General features: G+C 37.5%; 9 protein-coding genes. 1 reads left to right on the top strand and 8 read right to left on the bottom strand.

Annotated elements, in window-relative coordinates; genetic code table 11:
- Positions 1-79 precede the first annotated feature (79 nt).
- The 4 genes from pgi to acnA all read right to left on the bottom strand — a co-directional run bounded on the left by pgi (position 80) and on the right by acnA (position 8,281).
- Positions 80-1,726, bottom strand: a complete 1,647-nt coding sequence (gene pgi / locus BELBA_RS11550; protein WP_014772879.1) for a glucose-6-phosphate isomerase — start codon at positions 1,724-1,726, stop codon at positions 80-82.
- Between the two features lie 649 nt (positions 1,727-2,375).
- A complete protein-coding gene (locus tag BELBA_RS11545; RefSeq protein ID WP_014772878.1) occupies positions 2,376-2,753 on the bottom strand; it encodes a hypothetical protein in 378 nt (125 codons plus the stop codon).
- Positions 2,750-5,179, bottom strand: coding sequence for a penicillin acylase family protein (locus tag BELBA_RS11540; RefSeq protein WP_014772877.1), 2,430 nt, complete (start codon positions 5,177-5,179; stop codon positions 2,750-2,752). Before BELBA_RS11540 ends, BELBA_RS11545 begins: the two co-directional genes overlap by 4 nt.
- 321 nt (positions 5,180-5,500) lie before the next feature.
- Entirely contained in the window at positions 5,501-8,281 is a 2,781-nt protein-coding gene (acnA, locus tag BELBA_RS11535; protein WP_014772876.1) for an aconitate hydratase AcnA, read from the bottom strand.
- Positions 8,282-8,448: 167 nt separating this feature from the next.
- Between acnA and BELBA_RS11530 the strand changes: the two genes are divergently transcribed.
- Entirely contained in the window at positions 8,449-9,465 is a 1,017-nt protein-coding gene (locus BELBA_RS11530; protein ID WP_014772875.1) for an endonuclease/exonuclease/phosphatase family protein, read from the top strand.
- Here the strand turns inward: BELBA_RS11530 and BELBA_RS11525 are convergent.
- The 4 genes from BELBA_RS11525 to BELBA_RS11510 form a co-directional block, all read right to left on the bottom strand.
- On the bottom strand, positions 9,443-10,285 hold the full coding sequence (locus BELBA_RS11525; RefSeq protein WP_014772874.1) for a hypothetical protein: 843 nt from the start codon (positions 10,283-10,285) through the stop codon (positions 9,443-9,445). The two genes, BELBA_RS11530 and BELBA_RS11525, sit on opposite strands and share 23 nt — an antisense overlap.
- 161 nt (positions 10,286-10,446) lie before the next feature.
- Positions 10,447-11,415 carry an MlaD family protein gene (locus tag BELBA_RS11520; RefSeq protein WP_014772872.1) on the bottom strand — a complete coding sequence of 323 codons (969 nt, stop codon included), beginning with the start codon at positions 11,413-11,415 and terminating at the stop codon, positions 10,447-10,449.
- Positions 11,415-12,176, bottom strand: a complete 762-nt coding sequence (locus BELBA_RS11515; protein WP_014772871.1) for an ABC transporter ATP-binding protein — start codon at positions 12,174-12,176, stop codon at positions 11,415-11,417. The genes BELBA_RS11520 and BELBA_RS11515 overlap by 1 nt, the downstream gene beginning before the upstream one ends.
- On the bottom strand, positions 12,169-12,966 hold the full coding sequence (locus tag BELBA_RS11510; RefSeq protein WP_014772870.1) for an MlaE family ABC transporter permease: 798 nt from the start codon (positions 12,964-12,966) through the stop codon (positions 12,169-12,171). The genes BELBA_RS11515 and BELBA_RS11510 overlap by 8 nt, the downstream gene beginning before the upstream one ends.
- Positions 12,967-13,004 lie beyond the last annotated feature (38 nt).

Genomic DNA, 13,004 nt, shown 5'->3' with positions numbered 1-13,004 from the left:
AAGGTAAAAGTCTATAAAAAACCCCGATGAAACTAGCTGTTTCAACGGGGTTTTATAATTTCAAAAGTGTTATTCTGGATTACTTCCTCATTTTTTTGAAGGCATTGATCAAGCCATTAGTAGAGGAATCGTGGGAAGTAACTTCTTGGTTACCATGAAGCTCTGGAAGGATTGCGTTGGCTAGAACTTTTCCTAGCTCAACTCCCCACTGATCGAAACTCAGGATATTCCAAATCACACCTTGAACAAATATTTTATGTTCGTACATCGCAATAAGTTGCCCAAGTGTATAAGGATTGATTTCATTTACTAAAATGGAATTTGTAGGTCTGTTCCCCTCAAAAACACGGTGGTTGACAATTTTATCAATTTCTTCATTTGACTTTCCTGCTTTTTGCATTTCTGAAAGCACTTCTTCATAAGATTTGCCATTCATTAAAGCCTCAGTTTGTGCAAAGAAATTTGAAAGCAATTTCACATGATGATCTCCAATTGGATTATGGGAATTGGCAGGAGCGATAAAATCACAAGGGATCAAGTGTGTTCCTTGATGAATCAATTGATAAAAGGCATGTTGTCCATTTGTCCCTGGTTCTCCCCAAATGATCGGTCCTGTTGCATAATTCACCTTCTCTCCTGCCCTACTGATATATTTGCCATTGGACTCCATATTTCCTTGTTGGAAGTAAGCAGCGAATCTATGCAAATATTGGTCGTAGGGTAAAATTGCCTCAGAAGTAGCTCCAAGGAAATTAGTATTCCAAATTCCTATCAATGCCAATATCACAGGGATGTTATTTTCAAATTCAGCAGTTCTGAAATGCTTATCCATGGAATGTGCACCTGCCAACAGCTTTTCGAAATTTTCAAACCCAATCGCACAAGCAATTGGTAATCCGATAGCGGACCAAAGTGAGTATCTTCCCCCTACCCAGTCCCAAAAAGCAAACATATTTTTAGTGTCAATTCCAAATTCTGCCACAGACTTGGCATTTGTTGAAAGCGCTACAAAATGTTTGGCAACAGCATTTTCATCTTTTGCTGCTTCTAAAAACCAATTTCTAGCAGTATGCGCATTGGTCATAGTTTCCTGTGTTGTGAAGGTTTTTGAAGCAATAAAAAATAAGGTTGTCTCTGGATCGACCTTTTTTAAAGTTTCAGCTATGTGTGTTCCATCTACATTAGATACAAAATAAATCTCAAGACCTTCCTTTTGATAAGGCTTAAGGGCCTCAGTTACCATCACAGGCCCAAGGTCTGAGCCTCCTATTCCAATGTTTACCAAGGATGTGATAGGTTTCCCGGTATAGCCTAGCCATGTTCCATTCTGGATTTGATCGGCAAAAGCTTTCATTTGCTCCAATACCTTATTGATTTCAGGCATCACATCTTGTCCTTCGAAAAGAACAGGGTTATTGCTCCTATTTCTTAAAGCGGTGTGAAGAACAGCTCTATTTTCTGTCAAATTGATTTTTTCTCCAGAAAACATCTGCTCAATTGCTGACTTTAAGTCAACTTCCCTTGCAAGATCAAAAAGAGAGGTTTTGATAGGATCATTAATTCTATTTTTGGAGTAATCGAGTAGAATATCTTCCAATTGGATGGAATAATCTTTAAACCTATCTGAATTGACAAAAAGTGATTTTATCGTTGTTTGTTCATTGTCTTTTGCAAGTTTGCTCAAGTTTGCCCAAGCTTTAGTTTGTGTGGGGTTGATTTTATTCATAATTTTTGATTTAATAGGATTACAAAAATAGGGTTAAAATTTGAAAGGGTAAAAGTAGAGATTATTCTGGGAAAGAGGAATGCGGTGGATTTAGTTATTTGGTTGATTAGGGGATTGGGTTATTTGGTTATTTGGTTAACTGGTTAACTGGTTATTTGATTATATGAGTTACTTGGGAATTAGGAAAAGGTTAAGCCCGCCCTCCCAAAGTGAGGAAATCACGGCGGGTAGACTTTTAAGTGTTAAAATCGTTAATTGGTAGACTGAGTGATTGGGGAATGGTTAATTAGGTTATTTGCTTATTTGCTTAACTGATTATTTGGTTGATTAGGTTATTGGGGAATTGAGTGTTTATTTGCTAGTTCAAAGGCAAAACCAAATTCAATTCCATTGGAGTTGGTGAATCGATACGATTAATACCCATTTTCCCTCATTGTAATGCTAATCGAGATTTATTCCCATTCGGAAATTTTTCACTGACTTCTACTTCATCTCGACGGCAGTAGAGATCTCTTCTCCTTTAAAAGGAAAGGGGGTTAAAAATAAATTTACACTGTAAAAGTACAAATTGAGATTTCTTCCCATAATTCTATGATGCCAAATACCAGAATTACGATATGAGTCACTCTTAGTACTTTGTACAGTTTAGCTAATACCTGTAAATGCCTTGGTCTCTTTTTTTCTTGAAAAGATTGCGAAGCAGAGATCCAGTTAGCGCACTAAATCCACCCAAAAGAAAGCCCAAAATCCCTGTAGCTACCAACAACAGATTACTTTCTCCAATTCCCATCAATTCAGCCATTTTATCAGGCAGTGACGAGTTTGTTTGAACAGCAATATAAAAGGCTTGAAAAAGCCATACCAATCCAAAGGATAAACCTCCTGCAAAGAAAGAGATCGCTCCATTTCCACCAACTAAATACGCAAGAATAAATACTCCTATCATCAGAATAGGATAGGAAAAGAAAGGTCCTAAAAACAGCATAAATAAAGCTGAAAATACTAATAAGGCTATAAATCGTATCATGATTGAGGTTTCAAGGTGGTTGTAAATAAAACTTGCTGCTGATCGGTAGCTTTTCTTAACTTGAAATCAACATACTCCCCATTAGCCCATTTCTTTAAGAAGGTATCATAGAATTTACTTCCTGGATTACCAGATTGACCACCAGGATAAATCCCGAAAGCGGTAGGCTGCTCTCCGAGTTCAACTACCATTCTCCAGCTTGCTCCATGTCTTTCGGAGGTTGCATTTAAGATGCTAGCTCCTCCACCAGTTTGGATCCCTTGATATGAAAAGGATTTGAAATTCGGAACAAGATGCTGAACAGTTGTATTTTTGAAAGTAGCCCATGTAAGCTCTCCTTTTTCAGATTTTAATTTCTCCACAGCTACAATCATAGAGTCGAGACTTCCCAAAACATGATCAACTGCCGTTTCTAATTTGTCGGTATTTTTTATGTCAAAGAGAGAACTTTCTGGCTCATTTTGAAGCAGTTTGACTGTTTGGTATTTATGTGGAAGCACCACAGGCTTATTTGAATTGATCAATTCTTCCCAAACACTTCTATTCAAATACCTCCACCACAAATCAAAAAGGGTGGGTTGTGTTTGGCTTGGATGAGTATAAAAATCCCATGCAAGTAGTGATTTCAGGTATTCAGATGTTGGATTCCCTTGAGCTATCAATGAATCTGCTTGAATCAAGTTCAACATCACAGGAAGAACTTCAGCAGCATGCAAATGATAGTTATCAAATTGCAACATCATCATATCCTCAATTCGGATATTTTCCATCAGTCTCAACCTTTCATTCAATCTTCTATTTCTATAATGTTCAAAACTATTGTCAAAAACATAATATGGATAAGAAGGATCGACTGAATGCTGATTGGCTGAAGAGACAAATCCTCTTTCAGGATTGAGCGTAGCAGCATTGTGTTCATTTGGGATAAATTCTTTCCATTCCATTCTAGGATCATTTCCATCCATCAAGAATTTACCTTGATCTACCCATTTGAGCGGGAATTTACCTTGAACTTTAATTGCTATATCGCCTTCATTTGAGGCAAAAACAAAATTTTGAGCTGGAGAAGTGTAATGATTTAAAGCTTCAATATAATCGTCATGATTTTGCCCTTTATTCAAAAGTAGAAATGTTTTTTGCTCGTTGGAAGGAAGATGCGCTGTCCATTTGAGTGCAAAATTCACATCCTGACGCTCTGCTCTGAAGTTTTTATCATAGACGATCGGTCCGTGATGCGTGTACACTACTGTATCTATAAAAGTGGCTTGCCCTTTTATCTTAATTTCCTCAATTCTAAATGTACTTTGAATCCATTGGTCATTGTACAAATATTCAATTCTATCAGTTTGCTTGAATTGAATGGCATACCAGTCTCTTGTATCCCTTGTAGCATTTGTAACCCCCCAAGCAATATTTTCATTGAAACCTGAAATAATCCCCAAAGCTCCAGGTAGGGTTGCCCCTTTGACGCTGTATTCTGGAGTAGTGAGCTGCATGGCATACCAAAGCGATGGCAAGTTCAATGCTAAATGTGGATCATTGGCTAAAATTGGTTTCCCACTTTGGGTTTTTGAGCCAGACACCGCCCAATTGTTAGAACCTATTCCAGGTTCAGGTTGCGGCATTGTTTTTACAAAAATATCTTCCTCTGGATAATTGATGCTGTCAGGACGACTTATTTGAAGAGGTTCAAAATCCCATGCCTTTTCTGCTTCTATCACCGGATCATTTTCTTCGGGAAAAAGTGGAAATAACTTATTCAATAACTCTTCTCCTAGCATCTTTCTCAAATTGGTGTACTCCAAATCTCTATCTCCTACAAGCATGTCAGCCATATATTTGAGAAGTAAAATAGATTTGTATGCTGACCAATTTTCAGGTCTATAATTAAGGATTTTATATTCAATAGGCAGTCTTGCTTCAGAGAGCTCGTTGATGTATAAATTCACACCTTCCGCATAGGCATTAAGAAGCTTGAGTGATTCTGGATCGGCAGTTTCAAGATATCGTAATCCTTGTTCCGCTGCGAATGGGAGACCTTTTCTTCTCGTCATTCGGTCAAGATCTAATGCGATCGGACCTACGATTTCAGATACTCTCCCTGCTGCCGCCCTGGTTTGAAATTCCATTTGCCAAAGTCGGTGTTGCGCAGTGACATATCCTTGAGCCCTGTAAAGGTCTTCTTCATTTTCAGCAAAAATATGTGGAATCAAATCTTCATCATAGGTGATGGTGACAGCAGAAATAAGTCCATCGAAAGTGATTTCATCTTCAGCAATTTGGTCCTCAGCAAATGAATTCTGCCAAAACCCATGATTTGGATCAAGTAATTTTCCTAAAGGTGGAATAGAGCCAAACTGGAGTGAAAGAGCTACGCCAAGAGAAAGGGTGATGATCAAGGCAAAAGCAAAACCGATGTATTTCATAAAGCGATTTTAATAAGCTGTCAAGATAGAAAATTTTGAGAAGGAAATAAATAGAGAAAGGGATAATTGGGGAATTGATTTGGCTCGCAAAGGAGTTTAGCTGAGGTGCAATGATTGGGGAATTGGTTAATTGAGTAAATGTATTAAGTTGTTAAAAATTAGAATAGAATAGAGCTAAAGCTTTGTTTACACCGAGTGCCACTGAGGAGGCACAGAGATACACAGAGTTTTTAATTATCGATCAAAGGCTCTGTGAAACTCGGTGACTTCTCTGTGGTTCTCTGTGAAATCAAGCGCTTGCGCCAAAATAATTTATTCCATTTACTTGGAGAGGAATTCTCTTAGGACATAATGGAGAATACCTCCGTTTTTGTAGTATTCGATTTCTATGGCTGAATCCAGTCGGCAAACTACCTCAAATGATGTGGAAAAACCATCTTCTCTTCTTGCATCAACTTGAAGCTTTTTGAGCGGTGATAATCCATCACTTATGCCTTTTATGGTAAAACTTTCTTTACCTGTCAAGCCCAACGAATCAGCTGTTTCTTTGTCAGCATATTGCAATGGTAAAACTCCCATTCCAACTAAGTTGCTCCTGTGAATTCTCTCGTAGCTTTCTGCTAAGACTGCTTTTATTCCCAGCAATGTTGTGCCTTTTGCCGCCCAATCTCTAGAAGATCCACTTCCATACTCCTTACCGGCTAGCACGATAAGTGGTGTGTTATTTTTCTGATATTTTTGGGAGGCATCGTAAACACTCATTTCTTCACCACTAGGAATGAAAGTAGTAAACCCTCCTTCTTTCTGTGAAAGTTGATTTTTGATCCTCACATTGGCAAAGGTTCCTCTTACCATCACTTCATCATTGCCTCTTCTTGATCCATAAGAATTGAAGTCCTTTTTCTCTACTCCTCGATTGATCAAATACTGACCCGCAGGACTATTTTCCGCAAAAGCACCTGCTGGTGAAATGTGGTCTGTTGTGATCGAATGACCCAATTTCAACAATACATTAGCTCCGATAATGTCTTTTGGCTCTTCTACAGAATCAGAAAGTCCTTTGAAAAATGGGGCTTCTTTTATGTAGGTACTTTCAGAAGACCATTGATAAACCTCATCTTGAGGAGCCTGAAGGTTCTTCCATTGCTCATTGCCTTCGAAAATCTCCCCATAGCTTTTCTCAAAATCTGCTGGAGAAAGTACCTTACTCATAACTTCAAAAATCTCATCATTACTTGGCCAGATATCCTTAAGATAAACAGGTTCCAAGTTCGGATCGTAACCTAAAGGTTCACTATTCAAATCCACATCAACTCTTCCAGCAAGCGCATAAGCTACTACCAACATGGGTGACATGAGGTAGTTCATCTTTACTTGTGGGTGAACACGAGCTTCAAAATTTCTATTTCCTGAAAGTACAGAGCTGACCACCAAGTCATTTTCTTCCACTGCTTTTGCAATATGTCTTGGTAATGGTCCGGAGTTTCCAATACAAGAAGTACAACCATATCCCACTACATGAAATCTCAAGGCCTCTAAATCATCCAAGAGTCCTGCAGTTTCCAAATAGTCTGTCACCACCTTAGAGCCTGGAGCGAGTGAAGTTTTCACCCAAGGCTTGACATCCAAACCCCTTTCTCTTGCTTTTCGCGCTACAAGACCAGCTCCAATCATTACTGAAGGGTTGGAAGTGTTGGTACAAGAGGTAATGGCCGCAATAACTATGGAACCATCGTAAAGAGCAAATTTCTCATTGTTCAGTTTAACAACCACTGACTTGAGGCCATTTTTTACTTTGGTTTCATATTCTACAGTAGCAGTGGCGAGATCACTTTCTTTTTTCTCCGAAGGCTGACTTCCTCCTTCACCATACCATCTTCCCTCTTCTCTTTTATCAATAGGAATATATTCTCTGCCATGAACTTCTTTAAGAAGTTCTCCAAATTTCTGCTTAAACTCTCTCACAAGGATCTTATCTTGAGGTCTTTTTGGTCCAGAAACCGTTGGTTCGACGGTACTTAAATCCAATTCAACTACTGAGCTATATTTGATTTTATCTTCTCCTGCTCTCCAAAGCATATTAGACTTTGAATAGTCTTCCACCAATTTGATTTGCTCTTTTTCACGGTTAGTCTTTGCCATGTAGTCTAGCGTCCTATCATCTATAGGGAAATAGGTGACCGTACAGCCAAATTCAGGAGACATATTGGAGATTGTGGCTCTATCAGGAACAGTCAGGTGATCTAAACCAGGCCCAAAAACCTCAACAAATTTACCTACAACACCATGTTGTCTTAATAATTGTGTAATGGTCAAAACCATATCTGTAGCCGTAGTTCCTAGGGGTAATTTTCCGGTGAGTTTCAAACCAACCACTTCTGGCATAATGAAGTAAATTGGCTGGCCAAGAATCGCCGCTTCTGCTTCGATTCCACCAACTCCCCAAGCCACTACGCCGATACCGTTGACCATAGGCGTGTGGGAATCTGTACCAACTAGCGTATCTGGAAAAACATTCCCATCTCTTGCTATGACTCCTTGAGCAAGATATTCTAAATTAACTTGATGACAAATCCCCATACCTGGAGGGACAACTGAAAAGTTATCGAAGGCTTTTTGTGCCCATTTTAAAAATTGATAACGCTCACCATTTCTTTCATACTCAACATCTACATTTTTTTGATAAGAATAGTTAGTTCCAAAATAATCAACTTGAACGGAATGATCAATGACAAGATCTACAGGAATCAATGGATTGATTTTATTGGGATCTTTTCCTTTTCTGACAGCTTCTGCACGAAGAGAAGCGATATCTACTACAGCGGGTACACCAGTAAAATCCTGCATCAAAACCCTTGCAGGCTTAAAAGGAATATCTTTATCGGAAGGGTCTGGCGACCAATTGGCTAAGGTTTCGATGTGTTCTTTGGTAATTGCAAAGTCATCAAAATTCCTCAGGGCATTTTCTAATAAAATTCTAATAGAAAATGGAAGCGTTTCAATACTGTAGCCTGAGTCTTGCATGGATTTTAAGCTCCAATAATTGAACTCTCCCTTGTCTGATTTGATTGTTTTTTTAGAATTAAAAGGATCAAGTGACATATATTAACTTTGATTTAAGTGAATAAATAAATTAAAAATAATACATTTAAAGAACCCAGCAATTGGGTTAATAATTCCAAGCGTGTAGTTTGTTCGCTCAAGTGAGCCTTTAATTTACAAAAATTATACTTTAAAGACCTACCATTTTATTTTCAAAAATTAAAAGTATGAGCATTATTTTAACATCTCTTTCTCTACTCCTTTTGATTTCAGCTCTTTTACCTTTGATTAGGCATGACAATTGGATTTTTAGGATTTTCGAATATCCCAGAGTTCAAAAATTGATTTTAGTGATCTTCTTTCTCATTCTATGGGTAGTTAAGGCAAATGGAAGTTTCGATTTTAATTCATCGTTTTTTATCCTCACCTTACTTTGCTTGACCATCTATTTGATGATCTGTATTTTTCCATTTACCAAGTTTTCACCTAAAATGATTGTAGATTGTAAAAATAAGTCCGCTAAATCGATTCATCTTTTTGTCTTGAATGTCTATCAATATAATAGCGCTTATCAGAAGACCATCGACCTCATTCAAAAAGAAGATCCTGACGTATTTTTTCTTGTTGAAACTGATGCTGCTTGGGCACAAGCCATATCAGTTTTCAAAAGTGAATACCCTTACCAAATCGAAGTTCCAAAGGACAATACTTACGGACTCCTTTTTTATTCTAAATATGAAATCCTTGGAGAATCCGTTCATTATCTCATAGATGAAGAAGTCCCTTCCATAGAACTTGACTTGAAAATCGATGAAACCTCTATGATTCAAATATTTGGAATACATCCTACTCCACCTGTTCCTTCTGAAAACCCAAAAAGTACGGATAGAGATGCAGAAATATTACTTGTTGGGAAGCAAGCAAAAAAGCATCATGGCCCCTGTATAGTCATTGGTGATTTGAATGATGTGGGCTGGTCTTATACCAGTGAGCTCTTTCTAAAAACAAGTGGTCTTTTGGATTTAAGAAGAGGAAGAGGGATGTTTAATACTTTTCATGCCAAGCATTTTTTTATGAGATGGCCTTTGGACCATATTTTTGTTAGCAAACATTTTACTTTGAAATCTATTGATCGCTTGCCTACTGTAGGTTCAGATCATTTCCCTATCAGCACCAAGCTTTGTATACAACCAATCAATGGTAATGAGTCGAAAGAAAACTCTACAGCAGCACAACAGGAGTAGTTACAGCAAAAAGATTTCCTGATTCATTAGATGTTAAATTCTTGGCTATATTTCTACTCTCAACATTCACAGAAAGTTCTACCAAACATTTCATGGGTTGCTTTAAGCCTTGTTTGTCTTCCAAATGTTTTGAAAACTTTTGATTGCTGATGAGTAAGGTGAGGATTTTCAAGTTGAAATTATCTGCATCCAAAGCACTTTGAAATTGATCAGGTAAAAGAATTACCAAACCCAAGGCTTTAAATATCCCTTGTCTCATATAAGTGTGAAATGAGAGTAAATCTCCTTGTCTTAGAAAAATATCAAGGTTTGGCCATCTCCCCTTATCCAATTCAGTTCTGAAACTTGAAACAGTTTCTGAATCAAGAAATAACAATACTACATTTTGAGTTTTTTTGGACTGCTTAGATTTGATATCAAACTCATCCAAAATCATGGGAAGCTTGATATTGTAATTGACAAATAGGATATGCCCTTTTTTTCTATAAGAGAGTGTTCCACTTTTAATTTTTTCTATCAATTCCACCAAAGCAGCGGAGAGGACAGAAATGATAAATGAAAAAAGGACCAATCCAAAGAAGACTTGAACCAATCCAAAGATCAATTGATTGTCTGTTTCGGAGTAGGCATAACTTGAAGGATCAGCGAAGAGTCGATAACTCATGGCCAAATCCCCTAAAACGAAAGACATTCCAAAGATTAGCAGCGAAGAAACCAAAAATATTGCTGCCAACTGTACCCAAACTGAGGAAAATGCAAAGCCATCTAATGTAAAAACTCTAAAGATTTTCCTGAGAATTTTTAAAAATTTACGCCCCATAAATGAAAAGAATAAAGGTTTGGGCAGTTAAGACAGGTATTGATTCAGGATTTTACAAAGTTGTAGAAAATCCTTATTCAACAATTTCATTTCCTTAACAAACAGTTCATAAAAAAACCTTTCCATTGGAAAGGCTTTTTATTTTTGAAAAGAAGATTTAATCAATTGTCTTCTGCTTTGTTCATTCTTTTGAAACCCTTTCTAAAAGGCCAAGTGTATTCCAAGGCTTCTAGACCTCTATTCAAATTCATAGTTGAGCTATCCAAGTTTACAAAAGTACTTTTCAATGTCTTATTGAATTCCGGGTCATTGAGCATCGTTCCAATAGCGTTGTCAGTGCTATTTAATTTATTGGTAACCATATTCAAATTATCCGTCATTTTCTTGGCATTATCTGCAGTAGCTTGAAGGTCTGTTACAGAAGATTGAAGCTTATTATAAAGTTCAGTATCCGTAGCAAGGTCGTTGAACAAAGTCCCTTCCTTATTCAGATTAGCGGAAAATTCACCTAATTCAGCCACCATTCTGTTGCTCTTTACAGAAGTACTTTCCAGATTTAGGAGAATGTTTCTAAAGTTTTCAGCTAAAGTACTATCAGTCAAAACTGCACCAATAACACCTTCTCCTTCAGCTATTTTTCCAGTCAGAATTTTCAAATCATTCGTGATAGAAACCAAATTTTTATTGTTTTCCTGAAGAGTTTCCATCATTTTGTCTGTATCCAATGGCATTTCAGAAATCAACCGATCACCATCTTCTACCATTGGTACTTGTGTGGTTCCCCCATAGATTACAATGATTTTATTCCCAATCAATCCATCAGAACTGATTGTGGCTTTGGAATCCTTACGAATGTACTCTTTGGATTTGTCTTCCACATTCATTTCGATTTCTACTTGAGAATCTCCATAGAAATTGATTTTTCTAACTGTACCAATTTTCACACCTGAAAACCAAACATTGTTGCCTGTTTGTAGACCAGCAACATCGTCAAATACAGCTTTCAGGCTTGTGGTTTTTACAAACCTTTTTTGCTGCCCTCCCAAGGTCAAGATACCTGTAACTAAGATGGCAATTCCAATTAAGACGAATACACCAACCAGAACTGTTTTTTTATTATCGTTTCTCATTATTTGATGAAATTATAGTCGTAGAATGATTTAATTTTTGGATCGGAGGCATTGGTAAAGACTTCATCGAATGTTCCTACCGCTTCGAACTGTCCATCTATAAGAACGGCCATTCGATCTCCAGTGACTTTAGCGCAAGTCAAGTCATGGGTAATTACAATAGAAGAAGTATTGTATTCTTCTCTTACTTGATTGATGAGATTATTGATGTCGATACATGTGGTTGGATCCAATCCGGCAGTTGGCTCATCATAGAGCATGATTTCTGGCTCAAGGATCAATGTTCTGGCTACACCAATTCTCTTTTTTTGCCCACCAGATAATTCTGCTGGCATTTGGTTGATTGTATTTGGAAGCCCTACAGAATCTAGTAATCCTTCGACTTTGAGGTTAATTTCTTTTCTGGTAAGTCCTTTTATATTTCTAGTAAGTGGAAATTCTAAGTTTTCCCTTACCGTCATACTATCATATAAGGCTGAAGCCTGAAAAGCGAAACCTATTTTTAATCTCAGTTTGTTTAATTCTTTTAAGCTCAAGTTGGCTGTGTCCTTGCCCAAAATCCTGATGTTTCCTTCATCCTGTCTTAGCAATCCTACCATCAATTTAATCAAGACCGATTTCCCACTCCCTGATTTCCCTAAAACAACGAGGTTTTCACTTTTGAAAAGATCAAGATCTACACCTTTGAGAACATGATTATCTTCAAAAGACTTTTTAAGACCTCTTATTTCGACGACTTTCTCTGTGTAATCACTATGCATATCTGATGGCGTTTACAATTTGAAGTGCGAGAAGTTCTTCTATAAAGATCAAAAACATGGACATCACCACAGAGGCGTTGGCAGCTTTACCTACACCTTCTGTTCCATTTGAAGAATTATAACCTTTGTAGCAACCCACGATTCCGATGGTGAAACCAAAGACAAGAGACTTAATCAGAGAAGAAAAAACATCCAAAAAAGAAATTGCTTCAAATACCTGAACAAAGAAAGTTGACAAACTGACAAGTTCATTTTGATTGACATTGATAAATGAACCCATCAAGGCAACAAAATCTACATAAAGCACGAGGATAGGAATCATTAGTGTGGTTGCGATAGTCCTAGTGACTACAAGATATTTGAATGGATTGATGGCAGATACTTCCATTGCATCAATCTGTTCGGTAACTTTCATAGAACCGATTTCTGCACCGATGCTAGAGCCTACTTTACCTGCTGCGATCAAGGCAGTAACTAATGGTCCCATAGCACGAATGATAGCAATCGAAATCAAAGCCGGAAGCCATGAAGCAGCTCCAAATTCTGATAAGGAAGGCCGCGATTGATTTGTAAAAACTATCCCGACAATGAAACCTGTCAAGGAAATCAGCGGTAGTGATCTGTAACCAATTTCATAGCATTGACGAAGGATCTCTCTAAACTCATAAGGGGGAAACCAAACCTCTTGGAAAAACCGCTTTACAAAGTTGAACGCATCTGCTAAACCAACGAAAAACTTGTCTATTTTTTTTGAGATTATGGGACTGTTTTTTTCAGTAATTTCTGACATAAGATTTTTAAACTAAAGCACGAAAGTAATCATTTAAA

Origin of the sequence: Belliella baltica DSM 15883 (genome assembly GCF_000265405.1) — a bacterium.
In the GTDB taxonomy this organism is placed as follows: Bacteria; Bacteroidota; Bacteroidia; order Cytophagales; family Cyclobacteriaceae; genus Belliella; species Belliella baltica.
The sequence above is the reverse complement of the archived record's forward strand: the minus strand, read 5'-3'. Positions and strand labels throughout refer to the sequence as shown.